At 40.2% G+C, this 18,289-nt stretch carries 14 protein-coding genes; 9 read left to right on the forward strand and 5 right to left on the reverse strand.

What is annotated here, in order from left to right:
- Window positions 1-5: 5 nt before the first annotated feature.
- A complete protein-coding gene (gene pepN / locus ACKWCF_RS11100; protein ID WP_409477658.1) occupies window positions 6-2,609 on the forward strand; it encodes an aminopeptidase N in 2,604 nt (867 codons plus the stop codon).
- Window positions 2,610-2,669: 60 nt separating this feature from the next.
- Here the strand turns inward: pepN and ACKWCF_RS11105 are convergent, their stop codons facing one another.
- The 3 genes from ACKWCF_RS11105 to ACKWCF_RS11115 form a co-directional block, all read right to left on the reverse strand.
- Window positions 2,670-3,149 carry a VOC family protein gene (locus tag ACKWCF_RS11105; RefSeq protein ID WP_409477659.1) on the reverse strand — a complete coding sequence of 160 codons (480 nt, stop codon included), beginning with the start codon at window positions 3,147-3,149 and terminating at the stop codon, window positions 2,670-2,672.
- Window positions 3,150-3,254: 105 nt separating this feature from the next.
- A complete protein-coding gene (gene folE / locus ACKWCF_RS11110) occupies window positions 3,255-3,938 on the reverse strand; it encodes a GTP cyclohydrolase I FolE (protein WP_409477660.1) in 684 nt (227 codons plus the stop codon).
- Window positions 3,939-3,962: 24 nt separating this feature from the next.
- Window positions 3,963-5,093, reverse strand: a complete 1,131-nt coding sequence (locus ACKWCF_RS11115) for an FAD-dependent oxidoreductase (RefSeq protein WP_409477661.1) — start codon at window positions 5,091-5,093, stop codon at window positions 3,963-3,965.
- A gap of 22 nt (window positions 5,094-5,115) precedes the next feature.
- On the opposite strand from ACKWCF_RS11115, the gene ACKWCF_RS11120 reads away from it, so the two are divergent.
- The 5 genes from ACKWCF_RS11120 to ACKWCF_RS11140 all read left to right on the forward strand — a co-directional run bounded on the left by ACKWCF_RS11120 (window position 5,116) and on the right by ACKWCF_RS11140 (window position 11,555).
- Window positions 5,116-5,736, forward strand: coding sequence for a 2OG-Fe(II) oxygenase (locus ACKWCF_RS11120; RefSeq protein ID WP_409477662.1), 621 nt, complete (start codon window positions 5,116-5,118; stop codon window positions 5,734-5,736).
- On the forward strand, window positions 5,733-7,412 hold the full coding sequence (locus ACKWCF_RS11125) for an ATP-binding cassette domain-containing protein (RefSeq protein ID WP_409477663.1): 1,680 nt from the start codon (window positions 5,733-5,735) through the stop codon (window positions 7,410-7,412). The genes ACKWCF_RS11120 and ACKWCF_RS11125 overlap by 4 nt, the downstream gene beginning before the upstream one ends.
- Window positions 7,409-9,151: an ABC transporter ATP-binding protein gene (locus ACKWCF_RS11130; protein WP_409477664.1), complete on the forward strand. Its 1,743-nt coding sequence runs from the start codon at window positions 7,409-7,411 to the stop codon at window positions 9,149-9,151. The genes ACKWCF_RS11125 and ACKWCF_RS11130 overlap by 4 nt, the downstream gene beginning before the upstream one ends.
- A 51-nt stretch (window positions 9,152-9,202) precedes the next feature.
- Window positions 9,203-10,579: a magnesium transporter gene (gene mgtE / locus ACKWCF_RS11135; protein WP_409477665.1), complete on the forward strand. Its 1,377-nt coding sequence runs from the start codon at window positions 9,203-9,205 to the stop codon at window positions 10,577-10,579.
- A 94-nt stretch (window positions 10,580-10,673) separates the two neighbouring features.
- Window positions 10,674-11,555 carry a hypothetical protein gene (locus ACKWCF_RS11140; RefSeq protein ID WP_409477666.1) on the forward strand — a complete coding sequence of 294 codons (882 nt, stop codon included), beginning with the start codon at window positions 10,674-10,676 and terminating at the stop codon, window positions 11,553-11,555.
- Between the two features lie 27 nt (window positions 11,556-11,582).
- On the opposite strand, the gene ACKWCF_RS11145 is transcribed toward ACKWCF_RS11140, so the two are convergent.
- Window positions 11,583-13,526 carry a S8 family serine peptidase gene (locus tag ACKWCF_RS11145; RefSeq protein ID WP_409477667.1) on the reverse strand — a complete coding sequence of 648 codons (1,944 nt, stop codon included), beginning with the start codon at window positions 13,524-13,526 and terminating at the stop codon, window positions 11,583-11,585.
- Between the two features lie 114 nt (window positions 13,527-13,640).
- Here ACKWCF_RS11145 and ACKWCF_RS11150 point away from each other — a divergent pair, with 114 nt between their 5' ends.
- Together ACKWCF_RS11150 and ACKWCF_RS11155 are read left to right on the forward strand one after the other, a co-directional pair.
- Entirely contained in the window at window positions 13,641-14,243 is a 603-nt protein-coding gene (locus ACKWCF_RS11150; RefSeq protein ID WP_409477668.1) for a DUF502 domain-containing protein, read from the forward strand.
- 11 nt (window positions 14,244-14,254) lie between these two features.
- On the forward strand, window positions 14,255-15,649 hold the full coding sequence (locus ACKWCF_RS11155; protein WP_409477669.1) for a hypothetical protein: 1,395 nt from the start codon (window positions 14,255-14,257) through the stop codon (window positions 15,647-15,649).
- 30 nt (window positions 15,650-15,679) lie between these two features.
- Here the strand turns inward: ACKWCF_RS11155 and ACKWCF_RS11160 are convergent, their stop codons facing one another.
- On the reverse strand, window positions 15,680-17,218 hold the full coding sequence (locus ACKWCF_RS11160) for a leucyl aminopeptidase family protein (protein WP_409477670.1): 1,539 nt from the start codon (window positions 17,216-17,218) through the stop codon (window positions 15,680-15,682).
- A gap of 148 nt (window positions 17,219-17,366) precedes the next feature.
- Between ACKWCF_RS11160 and ACKWCF_RS11165 the strand changes: the two genes are divergently transcribed.
- A complete protein-coding gene (locus ACKWCF_RS11165; protein WP_409477671.1) occupies window positions 17,367-18,284 on the forward strand; it encodes a hypothetical protein in 918 nt (305 codons plus the stop codon).
- The last annotated feature ends 5 nt before the right edge of the window (window positions 18,285-18,289 follow it).

Here is an 18,289-nt window from a genome sequence, read left to right on the forward strand (position 1 = left end):
TAAGCATGAAACAAGATCAACACTCTAACACACCTGCCCGCATTTATTTAACAGACTATAAAGCGCCAGATTTTCAAATTAAAGATATTCACCTTTATTTCAACTTGCATGAAACACAAACGGTTGTGACCGCAAAAATGAATTTCGTAAAAAGCACAGCGGCTAAAGACTTAGTTTTAGCCGGTGGTGAACATGTTAAGCTTTTATCGTTATCAATTAACGGCGAAAAATTAGCGACTTCACGCTACCAAGTTGAAGGTGAAATTTTAACCATCAAAGATGTACCTTCTGAATTTTTATTAGAATCACAAGTTGAAGTTAATCCTGAAGCCAATAAATCTTGCGAAGGTTTGTATTTATCTGGTGGAATTTTCTGCACACAATGTGAAGCTGAATCTTTTAGAAAAATCACTTACTTCTTAGACCGTCCAGATGTCATGACAAGCTATACTGTTGAAATCGAGGCGGATGAGAAAAAATACCCTCACCTACTTTCAAACGGCGATAATATTTCTAAAAAGTCATTAGGCAATGGCCGTCACCACGCTTTATGGAAAGATCCATTTAAAAAACCAAGTTATTTGTTTGCCTTAGTTGCTGGTGACATGGGTGTGATTACTGACACTTTCAAAACTAAATCTGGCAAAACTGTAAAACTTGAAGTGTATGCCCCGCACGGAAAACAAGAACGTTGCAAACACGCTATGGTTTCACTTCAGAAATCAATGCAGTGGGATGAAGAGCGTTGGGGTTTAGAGTACGACTTAAACACTTACATGATCGTATCAATTGATGATTTCAATATGGGTGCGATGGAAAATAAAGGCTTAAACGTATTTAACTCGCGTTTAGTTTTAGCTGATGAAAAATCAGCGACTGACACTGACTTTGAAATGATTGAATCAGTTGTTGGTCATGAATACTTCCATAACTGGACAGGTAACCGTGTTACTTGCCGTAACTGGTTTGAATTATCTTTAAAAGAAGGTTTAACGGTTTTCCGTGACCAAGAATTTTCAGCTGATATGAATTCACGTCCAGTACAAAGAATTAAAGATGTTGATTCTTTACGTACTCGTCAATTCACTGAAGATGCAGGTCCGAATGCTCACCCGGTTCGCCCGGAATCGTGCTTAGCCGTTGATAACTTCTACACAGCGACGATTTATGAAAAAGGCGCTGAAGTTATTCGTATGATGCAAACAATCGTTGGCCGTGATGGCTTTAGAAAAGGTATGGATGAATACTTTAAACGTCACGATGGCCAAGCTGTAACGATCATTGATTTTGCTGATGCGATTGCTACACCAAATAAAGCTGATTTCTCGCAATTTAAACTTTGGTATTCACAAGCTGGTACGCCAAACGTATCAGTGTCTGAAGTTTTTGACCAAGCTTCGGGAACATTAACTTTAACTCTTTCTCAAGAGTCAGAGTTAACAGTAACTGAAAAAGCTGAAGGTAAAACAAAGCTACCTTTCCATATTCCGTTAAAGTTCGGTTTAATTGATGCTTCTGGTAAAGAGCTTTCTGAACACAACCAAATTTTACATTTAAAAGAAAAAACACAAACTTGGACATTTAAAGGTTTAGCGTCTCGCCCAGTAGTTTCACTTAACCGTGAATTCTCGGCACCAGTTAAATTAAAATGGAACCGTTCTAATGCAGACTTATTACATTTAATCAAATTTGATACTGATGCCTTTAACCGCCGTGAATCTTGCAGCAAAATGTTGTTCGACGAAACTCAACGTTTAATCGCTGACTTCCAAAACAAAAAAGATCTTGTTCCACAAGAAGAGATTGTTAATGCTTTAGGTACAGTTTTAAAAGACGAAGCGATTGATCCACAATTTAAAGCGTTAATCTTAGCTATGCCTTCTGATTCTCAGTTAGCCCAAGAGCAAGCGATTTTAGACCCGCAAGCGTTCTTCCAAGCTAAACTAGCGATCAGAAAAGCTTTTGCAAACACGTTCCACACAGAACTTGTGGCTACTTACAAAAAGCATAACGAGAAAAATTCAATCGGCGACCGTGCGCTTAAAAACAGAATCTTAGGTTTTGGTATTTCTACTGAGAAAACTGACTGGATTGAACTGGCAAGTGCTCAGTATTCGGCGGCTAAAAACATGACTGATAAAATTTCGGCGTTAAGCATTTTATGTGAAGTGCAAAACCTTGCGACTGAAAATGCACTTAAAGACTTTCACGCGACTTGGAATACAGACAGCGTTGTTTTCAATAAATGGTTATCAGTTCAAGCTACCTCATCTTCACCGATGACGTTTGAACGTGTACAAGCCGCGACTAAAGCTAAAGGTTATGATCAAACAAATCCAAACAACATGTACAGCTTACATGGCGGATTTGCAGGTAACTACTTACGCTTTCATACTGATTCAGCAGAAACTTATAAATGGTATGCGGATGAATTATTAAGAATTGATAAAGTGAACCCACAAGTGGGTGCACGATTAGCGCAAGCCTTTACGTTTACGAAAAAGCTTCCGGCAAATTTAAAAACTTTAGCTCAAGCCCAGGTTCAAAGAATGTTGGCTTCTGACACTCTTTCTAAAAATGCGCGCGAGTTATTAGAAAAGACATTATAGCGCAAAAAAAAAGCCCGCATTTCTGGTTTGAAACGCGGGCTATAAAACAAAACTTATCCGCTAAGACTTAGCGCCTTTAGAAAACATTTCGTTCATTTTTTGTTTCAATAATTCAGGCGGCACATCTTCAATGTGTGTGGCAATAGACCAGATATGGCCAAACGGATCTTTAAAAGTTCCGCAACGATCACCATAAAATTGATTTTCAACTGGCTTGATCGTTTCCATACCGGCTTCACTCGCCTTTTTAGCCGTGGCATCCACATCTTCAACATACATCATAAAAGAAACAGGTGTTCCTTTTAATGTTAATGGGCCTTGCGATTTCATACCTGGCCCCATGTCCATTTCTGAAGTCATCATCAAAATTGAATTACCGATTTTAATTTCAGCGTGCATTACTTTGCCATTGGGATCATCGAAACGAAATAATTGCTCCGCACCTAAAGCGCGTTTGTAAAATTCAATTGCTGTCGGTACGTCGTTTACAACCATATAAGGTGTAATGGTTGAATAACCATCAGGGATTTTTTTAGCCATAGTCAGTTCTCCTTTTTTAAGTTCGAATAATTCAAACATCAAAAAAGACAGACGCAGATCGACTTATGCCTATCGTTATTAAAATAGTTGGCAACGCCCGCGGCGTTAGATTTGATTACGGCACTGCTTCAAAAATTCAGAGCGCGTATCGCCGCTAACTTTGAATTCACCGCGAAGATCAGCCGTTGTTGTGGAGCTGTGCGAATCACGGATACCGCGCGCAATCACGCAATAATGTCTTGCATTGATATGAACGGCAATGTCTTCAGTTTCTAAAATGTACTGAAGGCAGTCGGCGATTTGTTTTGTTAAGCGCTCTTGCACCTGTGGGCGGCGCGAGAAAAATTCAACGATACGGTTAATTTTAGATAAACCGATCACTTTTTTCTTAGGAATATAAGCAACAGTTGCAAAACCATCGATCGGTTGAAAATGGTGTTCACACATCGACATCACTTCAATGTTTTGCACACACACCATTTGATCGTACTTCATTTTGTTTTCAATCACCGTCATGGCCGGAAAATTTTCAACATGAAGACCAGCGAAGATTTCATTTACATACATTTTAGCTAAACGTTTCGGCGTATCTTGAAGACTGTCGTCGTTCAGATCTAAGCCTAAAACATTCATAATTTGTGAAAAGTGAAATTTAATCTCTTCGATTTTTTGATCAGCTGTAAGATTCGTTTCTACCGTTGGCGAAGCCAATACGTTTTCTAACACTTTATGAGCGTGAGAGTTTCTTTTAGGTTTTGACGATTTAGTGGTTTTTTTCTTAGCAGCCATATAGCTAGATATAGTCTATCTTAGCTATATATCCAATTTAAAAAATTGCACTTCATGGTTCACGAGCTGCAATAAGCTTTCAATAGACGACTTACCTGCTAAAGACGTTGGCATTACTGGGGCAAAAGATTCACATAAAATACGTAATTTTCCCGCTGGAAAGGCAATCGAATTTTGGTCAATCTCTTGGCTTGAGCGAGAGTCTTGGGCGTCGATACCCCAATCTTTGGTGTTTTCGCTGGTTAAGGTAAATTGCGAGTTCGTTACCTTCTGCATAAAGCCTTCTAAATGCTGAATCGGACGTAACGGATGATCTAACGTCATACGGAACGTAAACAGCACTTGCTCTCCACGGCTACGCGCCGAAACTTGTGCCGTTTGTTGTGAAGTCATCTTATTGAAAGCTGAAATCACTAAGTCTTCATTAATGCGAAGGCCTTTTTTAAAATTCGCATTGATTTGATTTGTTGGAACCACCACACGAATATTGGCCCAATTACGAGCCTGAGCTAATTGATCAAGAATTGGTTTTACATCTTTGATCTCATTCAGTTGGCGTACCTTCATTAAAGCTGTTTGTGGCATAGCCAAAATCACTTTTCTGGCAAAATACATTCTTTCACGCTGACCGGTTTGAAAAACCAATTGATAACGCGCACCTAGTTTTCTAACTGTGACTAACTGATGCTGCAGGCGAATCTGCTTTTCAGGAATCAACCCCTGAACGATTTCAGAAAGTTCTTCAACGAAAGCCGAAGCCCCGCGCTTAAAAGTCCAAGTTTTGTTATCAAGATCGGCTTTTTCTAAATTTAATTCTTTAGCCAGACTCGTTAGAATCGTGTCGTTTTTGCGAAACTCGAAGGCGCCCCATTCCGTTTTGTCGATGGTTTGAATTTTACCGCCTAAACGGTGTGAAGCTTCGAAAATTTTAAATGGAATTTTATTTTTTTTAAGCTCATAAGCTGCATAAAGACCGGCAACCCCGCCTCCGATAATGACAACTTCGTTCTCAAAATCAAATTGATCTTCGATTAGATACTCATCTAACGTTGAACAAGATGACAAAAGCGGCAGTAATGATAGACCCGCAGATCCCCACAATGCTGTGGTGAGAAACTGACGGCGATTAATTCCAAAACGTCTAGGTTTCGACATAAAGGTATGCTAGCGTGAAAAAATGTTCCGCACAAACGATCTTGAGCAATTAATGCAAAAAGTTGATGAGGCAGGCTTCGGGACAATTTCTTTATCCCCAGAAGTTTGCTTAAGCCTACTTGCGCGCCTAAAAGATCTGGAACAACAAGGCCTTTTAAAATCGGCCACGATTACTGAAAGTAATGCAAGGACAACTACCAAAGGCACAGACGCTCAAAATAATGACCAAGCTAAAACGATCCGCAACGACTTCACTTACTGGTTAGAAAAAGATCACCACCCGACAGAAAAAAACTTACTTGAAGGCTTAGACCAATTGTTGCTGGCTTTAAAAAATTATTTTCGCATTTCACTGTCACACTTAGAGTGCCATTTTGCTTTATACCCTAAAGGGCATTTTTATAAAAAGCATATCGATCAAACTGCTGAAAATAATAAACGCTTTTTTTCTTTCGTTATTTACTTAAATCAAAATTGGAATGAATCCTTAGGTGGAAAACTTGTGGGCTTTGATGGTGAGCAAAAGATTTTTGAAGTGCTTCCGCATTTTGGCCAAATGATTGTATTTCGCAGTGATATCCCGCACGAAGTTGAACCTAGCCTGAGTGAACGCAGATCCATTGCAGGATGGTTTCGCGTATGAAAAAGTTAAATTCACAAAAAGATGTTATCAACTTTATCCTGTTCGACCGCTTACCGGTGCGTATCGGGATTATGGTTTTAGCGTTTTTAGCTACCCTGGCAGGCTTAGCTGTTCCGTACTATCAACGTGACTTTATGTTGCACCTAACAATAAACCCTCTGTTGCTGTGTACGGGGCTAGCGTTACTTTCTTTTATTCTATTACAGATGACCAACTTCTTAGGTCAGCGCGAAGCTTTAATTACGCAAAAAGCCCTAGCTGAAAAATTGTATCACCATATCTTACGTTTAAAACCACTTACCACAAGTCACAAAACCGTAGGTGAAATGGTGGCTTTATATACCACCGATATTCCAAGTTGTACGATGTGGCTTGAGCAAACAATCCCCTACGCTTTAACAACAGCGTTTCCATTAGTCTTAGCGCCAATTTTTTTAAATGTGGTTTATAGTATTCCTTATGGGTTAACACTTTCGCTGATTTTAGCTCTAGTGACAGTGAACCTGCTATTAGCGCGTAGACAATCAGGCTTTTTCTATCAGTTTAAAATCTTAGCGGGCCACCGCATGGGGCTTGTGAATGAATGGATTCAAAATATTAAAAGTTTAAAATCTTTAAACTGGATTCAAAGTTTTGAATCTAAGATTATTAAAAAACGTGTTGAAGAAACCAATAACCGTATTGCCATGGTGACCAACGGGCAAATCATGAACTCGATTTCTTCAAGTGTGACTTTCTGGTTAAACTTAGCGGTTTTATTTTTTATCGCTTATATGCACAATGAACTGATCGGCCATATTGATCTGATTGCAGTTATGTGGGTTATGGGTGTCTTTTTATCTAAACCTTTAAGACAGCTCCCGTGGTTTTTTACGATGATGTTTGATGCCTGGACGTCAATCAGAAGAACTGGTGATTTTTTCGGTCTTGAAAATACCCCTTATCACATCGACAATCCAAACCTTCCCTTAAAATCCGACGAAACTCTAGTGGTTAAAGATTTAAATTTAGTTATTCAGAACAAAGTTGTTTTAAAAGATATTAATCTGACTTTAAAAAAACAAGAAGTCGTAGCCCTAATTGGCCCGATTGGTTCAGGTAAATCAGTTCTTTTAAAATCAATTATGAAAGAAACGCCTTTCACAGCTAAACGTTTAGATCAATTGCCACACAGTTATCTTCCCCAAGAGCCATTTGTTTTAAGCGGAACCCTGACTGAAAACATCGCGCTTGAATATTTAGAAGACGAAGCGAAAATTAAAGAAACTTCTCCACAAGCGTTTAAAGCTTTACAACAAGCCCAGTTTGATATTGCCAGCGATCGTATCAGCAACGGCCTACAAACTGTGATTGGTGAACGTGGGCTAAATATTTCTGGTGGGCAAAAGCAGCGTTTAAACTTAGCGAGACTTTTTTATAATCCACTGCCGCTCTTTTTATTAGATGACCCTTTTAGCGCCGTTGATGTGGGTACTGAAAAAAGATTAATCGAGGCTTTATTCACACTCAGACAAGACGGCCATAGCTTTTTAGTGATTACCCAACGTTACGAATTTTTAAAACACTGTGACCGTGTGATCTACATCGAACAAGGTGAAATCAAGTTTGATGGTCTGTACCGCGAATTTATCCAACACACGAAATACCAAAAGTTCATCGCAGGAGACATTCAATGAAGGCTTTCTCGCGATCAATCTTTGATACGCTTTTACAAGCTTATCGCCCGTTTTTAGTGCGCATTATTTTAGTGGTTATTTTAGGCTTTGTGGGCCGTTTGATCTTTTTATCAAACGCGCAAATGATTGCGAAATTCTATGATAACCACCAAGTTATTACCCGTGACGATTTAGCTGGGCTTACAACCACATTGCTAATTGTACTTGTGGTGGCCTTTGTCTTAACAATACTTTATCGCACTGTTTTTTCACGCCTATCGGCTCTAGCGGTTTCACGTATTTATGATGAAACAACTTACCGTGTATCACGTTATCCGCTTTCATATTTTGATCACACACCAGTAGGTAAAATCACAACGCGCTTTTCAAGTGACTACGGAAATATCTTTCGTTTATTCGGTGGCCCGTTAGCTGAATTTCTTTCGATCATCTTTGATTTAATGGGCATTTCATTATTGATTATGCTGACGCATCCGTACTTCGTTATTAACTTGGCGCTTGCAGGGCTTGGCTTTTACGTCATCTTAAAACGCAATCAATTACGCCTTCGTGGTCACCGCCGTGAAGTTTCGATTTTACGTGGCCCATCGGTGGCGCATTTTTCTGAAACGGTACAAGGCAGCCTTTCGATTCGTCAAAATTCAAAAGTTAAAACCTTTATCAGCCGCTTTTTAAAACTGGATGATCTTTATATCGCCAGCAAATTTAACATTATTAAAAGCATCATGCGCTTTTCAACTGAGTTAAATATTATTTCAACGTTGTTATTTTTAGCCAACGGTTTACTGGGTATGTACTTAGTTAAAGAAGGAAAACTAGGTGCCGGTCAAGTGGCCGTAATTTTAGGTTTTACGATTTTAGCAACTAACACCCTACAAATGTTTTTCGAGTGGTACTCGCAGTTTGAAGAAGCTTTAGTGGGTGTTGAACGTATGGATGAGTTCATCAGAAATCCGATTGAAGACGGTGCTTTTTTACCAGCACATGCTGATTTTGAAACACATCATCCGAAAAAAGCTAAAGGTAAAAAAGCCGATGAAAATTCTGGAGTGATTACAGCTGCTGAATTTAAATTAAGCGTCGAAAATTTATCGCTGACTTATCCGGGACAAAATCACCCGACGTTATCAAATGTTTCATTTAAATTAAAACCCGAAGAGAAGTTAGGAATTATCGGCCGCACCGGAGCTGGCAAATCTACATTGATTGCTGCTTTATTAAGATTATACCCCTTCAATCAGGGTGTGATCTTGATTGATAATGCTTATAAAAATGATATCGAAGACCACCGTGGACAGTTTTCTTTAATTTCACAGGATCAGTTCTTTATTAAAGGCACCATCAAGGACAATTTAGATCTGTTTAATCAGTATTCAAATGAACAGCTGACCGAGACCCTTAAACTTGTGGGTTTACCGCTCCAGTTACATTTTATGTTAGATGAAAAGGGACAAAACCTTTCACAAGGTGAAAAACAGCTCTTAAGTCTGGCTCGTGGCCTGTTACAAAATGCCGAGATTTTCATATTTGATGAAGCCACGGCAAACATTGATCCGCAGTCTGAAAAATTAATCGAATTAGCTCTGAAAAAGACTTTAGCCCACAAGACACAAATCCGAATAGCACATAGACTGCAGACGGTTTTGGACTGCGATAGAATTTTATGGCTTGAAAACGGACAAGTAAAAATGTTAGGTTCAACGCCGGAAGTTTTAGAAGCATTCGAAGCTACACGATAATTGTCGTGTCGAAGACACGCTAAGATATACAACTTTGAGAACGGGCCGCCTATGTCGGAAGAAGAAAAACCACTAACTCCTGAAACGGAATTAGCCGCAGATAAAGCCGAAGATAACGCTGTTGATGAAAACAGTGCTGAGTATCTTCGTACCCACTGGTCACAGCTTCCGCAAACTCAAACACATGATGCCTTCTTTCGCTTAAGCAGAACTGATGCGGAAGAGCTGTTCTTATCTTTGACCGCTCAAGATCAATATCCACTTATCAAAGAATGCACGACTCTAGAAAAAAGATCTTGGGTTCGACTACTTGCCCCCGATGACGTAGCCGATTTAATCCAAGAAGAAGAACCTGAAAACCGCGAAGATTGGTTAGCTTTACTTGATCCACAAACGAAACGTGAAGTGGGAGTCCTTTTAGCCTACGCTGAAGATAACGCCGGGGGGATCATGTCCTCACGCTTTATCCGCTTACGTCCTAAGATGAACGTGGATGAAGCGATCAGCTATATCCGCTTACAGGCTAAAACGCAGGTTGAAACGATCTACTATGCTTACGTCCTAACGACAGATCAAAAATTATTAGGTGTTGTCTCATTTAGAGAATTATTTTCATCGGCTCCGAACAAAACAGTCGATGAAATCATGCACTCAGATATTATTCGTGTTCCTGTAGATATGGACCAAGAGCAAATCGGTCAGATCTTCAGTAAGAATAACTTAATGGCTCTACCCGTTGTTGATGTCGATGACAAAATGGTCGGTATCGTTACGTTCGATGACGTGGCCGAAGCGGTTCAAGAAGAAGCCACAGAAGATATCCATAAGATTGCCGGTATGGAATCGTTAGATGCTCCCTACTTACAAATTGCTTTTACTGACATGTTAAAAAAACGCGCTGGTTGGTTAGTTGTTCTTCTTATCGGTGAAATGTTCACAGCCACAGCTCTTGGTTATTACGAACATGAAATCGAGCGCGCTGTAGTTCTTTCTATGTTCTTACCGCTTATTATTTCTTCAGGTGGTAATTCAGGATCACAAGCTTCAACACTGGTGATTCGTGCGATGGCCTTAGGTGAAGTGCGTTTGAAAGACTGGTGGCGCGTTTTAATTCGCGAAGTGTCTACAGGTCTTTGCTTAGGATTAATCTTAGGCGGCATCGCACTTCTTCGCGTCTATTTATGGCCATGGCGAGAACAAATGTACGGCCCACACTATCAATACATTTCCTACACCGTAGGAGCTTCAATTATTGGTGTGGTATTATGGGGTACAATCTCGGGCTCTATGCTTCCATTTATGCTACGAAAATTTAAACTCGATCCCGCATCAGCAAGTGCTCCAGCAGTTGCGACCATCGTGGATGTCACAGGTGTTATCATTTACTTCACCTTCGCGAGCTTAATTCTTAAAGGTATCTTATTGTAATTTTAACAATCGGTTTGGCATCACATCTGCTTGAGTAGAAGGTATGTATTGAGGGAATGATACACACTTTTTTAAATCAACTAGGGAGATTTAAATGCAGAACGAACCACAAATTGCGGCGACTCAAGATAAAAATTACTTGAAAGCACTGGCACCGCTGATTTTCACAGCAGCAATTTTTTGTAACGACACAACATACGCGATGGCTATGCGTCCATACGTTAAACTAGTGCAAGAACAGCAGTATGCTGCTGCCGCTGCTAAGCCGCGTACAAATAACACTCCAAATACTTGGAGCGAAAATTCAAAAGCCCAACAGCAACAATTCAAATTAGATGTTGTAGATACGCCTCAAGAAGAAGAGTCGATCAAAAAAGCTGAAGATAAAAATATTGATCTGGATGACCAGGACAATGATGGTAATGTGCGTGAAGCGATTCCTTTATGGGAACGTAAATCACTCAATCACCAATCATGGAGTGAACATATTTATAGAGAGCTTCCAGAGCTAGGCCCTGCTTTGCTGGCATCAAATCCAGCAGATGCAAAAATATTCTGTCCTAATTATGCCAACTTAGAAGAATCTGAAAGAAAACAATTCTGGGCTTTCTTTATTTCGTCGATGGCCAAGTTTGAAAGTAATTTTGACCCGAAAGAGGCTTACACTGAAGGATTCAGAGATAGCTCTGGCAGATATGTTGTCAGCCGTGGGCTTTTACAAATTTCAATTGAAAGCAGTAAAGGTTACCGCTGTGGCTTTACTGCAGAAAAACAACTTCACGATCCTATGAGAAATTTAAGCTGCGGCATTATTATTCTAAATCACTGGATGAAAAAAGATGCACGCATTGCCAGCCGCTTAGGATTAAACTGGAAAGGTGGCGCCCGCTACTGGTCAGTTTTACGCGCGGGAAGAAAAACATCTTACCAATCCATTGTTAAATGGAGCAACGACTTACCATTCTGTAAATTGTGAACTGTAAAACAATCTGCGCGGAAGCGCTTACGTAGGAACTAATCCCTGCGTAAGCCCTTGCACTTGCGATTTTAAACTATCAGTGATGTTTAAGAATTTCACACCGAATGAATTAAGCTCGGTCGACCAAACAATCTCACCTTCAATTTCTTCGTGCACATCAGAAATTTTTAATTTAATTTTCTGACCTTTGGCAAATGTTTGATCTGATTTAAATGATAAACCACCCACAGCTAATGTTTGTGAAGCGGCATTGACCACTTGGTCACCGATTTGAATCATCACATCCTTAGCTACACTGAAACGTTCGTATTTACGTAACGATTTAGCAGGTTGTAATTGTTTTTGACGTAAACGATAAGCCATCGCTAATGGTAACCACATCATTAAAACAATCGCCAATGTTTGCGCCATCTGGCCACCTGATGGTGGACCTTGTTGCATTTCATCAGCTAAAGCCTTAACCATACCACAACCGCCAGCAGCGCCACCACCACTACCACTGCCTGCGGCATTTGAACTTGCTTCACTTTTATAAACCGGAGAATAATCTGGCGACCAAGCCATAGTGCTCACTTGCGCTTGCGCAATTTGAATAACTTTAAGTGCATTCACGCGACCTGCGGTTTGTGAATAACCATTAAGATAAGGTGATACATCAATCGCTGACATAATCACACCGCGAATTTGATACGCTGACAACTGTGGTGATTCACGTCTTGCAAGTGCTGCCATGCCGGCTACAAATGGCGATGCCATTGAAGTTCCGCTTAATGATGTTAGGCAATAATAATTTAAGTTATTCGGGTCAGAGCAATGGCTTCCAGGAATCGTACTCATGATTGAAGAACCTGGGGCAAACACATGCACTAAAGAAGATGAATAATTTGAAAACGATGAACGACGATCTGTACTTGTTGAAGATCCCACCGCGATATTATTTGGCGTATCTAAAGCCGCTGGATACATCGGAGTATAATTTAAATTTTGATTTGAATTTCCGGCAGCGGTAACGATCACCACATCTTGTGTGTACGCATAAGCATAGGCATCATGTAATGAACGTGAATACGATGGACCACCCCAAGAGTTGTTAATAACTTTAGCGCCGTTAGCGACAGCGTAGTAAATCGCATTAATCGCGTTGGCGGTTGTTCCTGAACCATTACCATCTAAAAATTTAAGCGGCATAATACGTACTTTTGATTCGCGCACTGGAACCTGAAAAATATCTTGGCCCGCACCTACGACAATACCCGCTACATGTGTTCCGTGATCAGCATCATCATACATGCTTGGTGAATTATCGACGAAGTTCCACCCGTTTTTATCATCGACATAACCGTTACCGTCATCATCAACACCCGTAATACCATTCACTTCAGCTAAGTTTTGATAAACAGCACCCGATTGTTTAAACACAGCATGGTTAATATCAAGACCGGTATCAATCACCGCCACAATTGTTTTAGTGGCTGAAGCCGGTTCTTTTTCAAATTGCCAAGATTCTGTCACTTGCACGGGAGCAAAAGATTGCGAGTATGTATCGCTGGCTCCGGCGGGAGCCCCCATTTGCGAAACAACGGGTTCAGCATTTTGTTTATAATCAGGATCTAAACTTAAAATGAAATTCGGCTCGATAAATTCAACTTCAGGATTTGCTTTTAACGATTCTAAGTTTGTCGCCGTCACATCACTGATATGCATCATACCTACAGATTCAAACTTACGTTGCACAGCTACGCCTTTAAGCGCAGAAACGATGCGAGCCCCTTTATCAACTGCCAGTTTATTAGCTGCTGCCATACCAGCAACGCCACCTTTACCAGACATACGCACTGAGTTTACCTGCGGTTTAAATTTAACGATATATTCACCAGAAACTGCCACACCAGACGCGTGCAAGACCTGCGAAGATAATATGAATGAAATAGCTATCAATAGCCTACGTACCTGAGTGTTAGATGACATACTTAGATTATCGTCTGGTTACCCCCTAATCTAAAGGCCAACAAACCACAGTCTCATATTAAGACAACAAAGTGATTGTCCAATTTAGGGAACTGTTTATAAAATAGATGCAAGATGTCTCGATTGCAGAAAATTTTTATTAGTGGTTTGGTCGCGTTTTTACCCATAGCTTTGTCGATCTACGTGATCAGCGCCGGCATCGGTATCATGGAAAACTTGTTTGGTAATTTTTTACGCCAAATTTTACCCGAAGGTGCCTACATTCCTGGTTTCGGTTTCTTAGCTACAATCGCTTTAATTTTATTTTTAGGCTTTTTAGTTGATAACTTTGTCACCGCCACTTTCTTTCGCCGCGTACAAGAAAAACTGCGTGAAGTTCCGCTCATTAAAATTGTCTATTCACCGCTTCGCGATTTAATGAATCTTTTTGCCAAAGGCCAAGAACAACAAACAATGCAAAAAGTCGTGCTGGTGCATTTTACGAAATCACACTCGGTGCTGGGTTTAGTAACGCGTGAATCATTTAACGATTTAGAACTAAAAATGATTCTTCCGACAGATAGAATTGCCGTTTATATCCCAATGAGCTACGGCCTTGGTGGTTATACAGTTCTTGTTAATAAATCAGATGTTGAAGCTGTAGATATGCCGATCGAAAAAGCGATGAGCCTAGCCTTAACGGGTTGGATTCAAACAGACACTGAACCCAAAAAATAGGAAGTGCGTAAGTGAGTACTACACAATCGACCACTCAAAAAGCCTTAGATATTAATTTAGATTTATCTCGTTACGGCTCATTTGCCGAAATCGGAGCTGGCCAAGAAGTCGCCCGCCAATTCTTTCAGGCCGGTAAAGCTTCACAAACTATCGCTTTAACGATTTCAGCTTACGATATGACGTTCAGTGATATCATCTACGGTAAAGAAAAATCGGGCCGTTATGTTTGCGAATCACGGGTTCGCAAAATGTTAGACCGCGAATACGAAAAATTAGTCGAGCGTTTAGGGAGCACACGCGGTAAAAACACATCCTTCTTTGCTTTTGCTGATACGGTTGCCACTGGTTCTGAGGGTAAGAAAAATTCGCACGGCTGGATGGGATTAAAGTTTCAACATAAGCCGGGCGCACAGGCTTCTGAAGTTGTGCTTCACATGCGCTTACTTGACCGTCACCGCTTACAACAGCAAGAAACGTTAAGCATTTTAGGTGTTAATTTACTTCACTCTTCATTTTACAAAACAGCCCACCCGCTTGAGTTTATCGAAGGACTTTTTGATAAAATCAAAAACGGGGCAATTGCTGTTGATGCGATTCACTTTAACGGTGAAGCGTTTAAAAAGTTTGATGAAGTTGCCGTTAACCTTTCAATGGTTGAACTTGGCTGGAGCGAAGCGATTTTTATCAACGCCGAAGGCAAAGTGCAAAACGCTTCAGATGCTTTATGGGGCAAAGATATTTTAGTGCAACGTGCGTTTTATAATCCGGTAACCAACACTCACCTAGATGTGATGGATAAAGGCACAAAACATTTTTCTAAAGAATTCGGAACTAAAGCTTCTGATATCGTAAATATTTTTGAATTCACGCTGAATAACCGCCTTAAAAACACAAAAATTTCAGTCGAAGAAGCCCTTAAAAAAGTAAAAATGATTTCTTCTCTAAAAAAGCCGGTTTTAGTGAGCAGCTTTTCGTTATTTTATAAACTTAAAGAACATTTACGTGCCATGTCTGAGAAACCACTGGGAATCGTGATTGGTGCCACTCACCTGGAAAAACTTTTTGATGAAAAGTTTTACTTTGATTTACCAGGTGGTATTTTAGAAGGCATGGGTAAATTAGTTGACGAAAAAACACGTCTTTACATCTACCCGCACAAAACTGAACAGATGTGCTTACAGGTGAAAAGCTTTTTTCCAAAACCAGCGATCAAGCATATTTACGCCCACTTGATTGAAAACAAATTTATTCAAGACATCGCAGGCTGTGATGAAATTCAAGAGTTCGTGCATTCAGACGACATCTTAAAGCTTGTGAAAAAGAAAGATAACCGCTGGAAAAAGCTTGTTCCTGAATCAGTGCAATCGATTTACATGGACCAAGTTAAAACCGAAGCCCGCAAATAGTAACCGCTACAAATAATCCGTGGTTAGAGTCTACAAAGACTCTAACCATTCAACAACAGATTGCACCGGCTGCCCAGTGGCAGCTCCGGCATTTAGCGCACCTGTTGATTTATCTGTCCAGCTGAACACATCTAAGTGAGCCCATTTTTTACCGTTAGTAAATTTTTGCAAGAATAACGCTGCCGTGATAGCGCCACCGAAGCCACCGCCAGAGTTTTTAAAATCGGCAAATTGTGAACTTAAATCACCCCAAAGTCTTTGATTTAGTGGCATTCTCCAGTTTGGTTCACCTGAACGTTGACCAGCTGTCATAAAACTATGAGCCATTTTATCATCGTTACAGAATAAACCTGCTGTATCACCACCAAGAGCAACTTTGATCGCACCTGTTAGTGTTGCAATATCAACTAAGTATTCTGGTTCATCGTTACCCGTTTGTTTTGCGGCCACATCCATCACATCTGATAAAACTAAACGACCTTCAGCATCTGTGTTGTCGATTTCAACTAAGAAACCGGCGCGCGATTTGTAAACATCACCCGGACGCATTGAAAAACCATCGACTGCATTTTCAGCTAACGCTAAATAGAAATCACAAGGTCTATCGTAACCTGAACTATCAGCCCAGAAAGCTAAAGCTAAAACTGAAGCCGCTCCGCCCATATCTTTTTTCATGAGGCGCATAGCCGAAGAAGGTTTGATATCTAGGCCACCTGTATCGAAAGTAATACCTTTACCTACAAAAGCGATTGGTTTTTTATTTTTTGCTTTTGACGGACGGTATTTAAAACGAATCATACGTGGAGCGGTCGGAGAACCCGCACCTGTTGCACAAAGTAAGCCCATACCTTCGGCTTCACATTTTTTCTCATCCCAAACGATGATTTCAGTGTTTTTAGAAAACGGCAGATCATACGCTAACTGTTCAACCGTTGCTGGGTTGATCACATTCGGCGGAAGATTTGTTAAGTGACGGGCGATTTGAACGGCCACCACTTTTTTCAACGCTGATTTTAGGTTTTCATCTTTAATATTTAATTGAATTTTCAAAGGCTCAGCTTTTTCAGCTGAAGCTTTAAAGTGAGTTAAGAAATTATAGCTAGCTAACTCTAAACCAACAACCGCACCTTCAGTGACTGCAGCATCTGCCGTTTGAAAATAGATAGAAACGTTTTTCAATTTTAAAGCTTTGATTTGATTTAAAATCGTACCAAATTGGTCACGCGCAAAAGCGTAAGCTGACTCATTTAATAAACCATCATGATCAGTGGCTGTGCTTGCCGATTCAAAAACAATCCATACGGGACCATTGCGGCCGATAAAGTGAATGTTCTTTTTGTCTGATTTTTTTAATTCATCAACTTGAAAATCAAGGGCATGTGTTTCAACCAAAGCTTCTAAGTTTTTTTGCTTATTCTTAGCTTCTTTGCCACCGAAGTAGTAAATAATCGCGTCACACTCAGACAGTTTGTTAAAGTTAGAAACTAGACTATAAGCAATGTGCGGCTCAAGAATAGTGCTAAACGATTTTTTGGTTTTAGGGGCAGTTTTTTTCACATTTTTTTTCATAGATTTCTCCGATAGACCTTCACTTTACTCGCTCGTCTGTTAAAATCAATACGAGATGCTTGATTCCGTAAACCTGAAATTCTGCCTGTTCAACGCTGAAAACTTATTTCTGCTGTTTGATCAACCCGTCCCGAAGAACTTCGAGAAGATGGAAGAAATCCAATGGCAAAAGCTATCAACTTCGATTTACGAGAATAAGCCGTTATTTAAACTGCAGCACTTAGCCCGCACGATTCAAGATACAAACTCAGACATCGTTATGCTGTGCGAGGTGGGTGGCTTAGAGTCTTTAAAGAACTTTAATACGATGTTTTTAAATAACGAGTATTCGCCGATCTTGATCGAAGGAAACTCGGATCGCAATATCGATGTTGGTTTTTTAATCAAGAAGAACCAAAGTTTCTACTTTGATTTATTAACGCACAAAAACCGTGATTTAAACTTCTTATACCCGCACGAGATTGCCTCAAAGAATAATAACTACCCTCTCAAAATCACGAGCCACAAATTTTCGCGTGATTGTGCTGAGCTGAGATTATTCACGCGCGAAATTGATAAGCCATTTTTGATTGTTTTACTGACACATTTAAAATCGCCGCTGGACCCCGAACGCATTGATCCAAACGGTACAGAGCGCCGTGCCGCAGAGCTAAAAACCTGCGTAGAAATTTTCACAGAGCTAAAAAGTCAGTTCAAAGATACGCCAATTCTTTTTGCGGGCGACTTCAACGGAACAGCAAGTAGCGTAAATACTGATCCGGAATTTCTGCCTTTACATCAAACAACGTCGCTTAAAGATATCTTTGAGATCGCAAATGTAAATAGCGAAAACCGCTACACTTTTTACCAAGTTCGCTCTGGGCTTCGCTCTGACGGACGCCAGATTGACTATTGTTTTATCGATGACAATTTTAAGCATTTATTAAATCTGCAAAGCGTTGCAGTTTGCGACTTCAAAGATGAATTCGGAAGCCCAATTAAAAAACCAGAAACACTGGAACAAAAAATGGCATTGCCATCGGATCATTACCCCATCGTATTTGCGCTTGATAATGTAAAAATTTAGTGTGA

The sequence above is a fragment of the Pseudobdellovibrio sp. HCB154 genome, assembly GCF_046267985.1.
Classification (GTDB): domain Bacteria; phylum Bdellovibrionota; class Bdellovibrionia; order Bdellovibrionales; family Bdellovibrionaceae; genus Pseudobdellovibrio.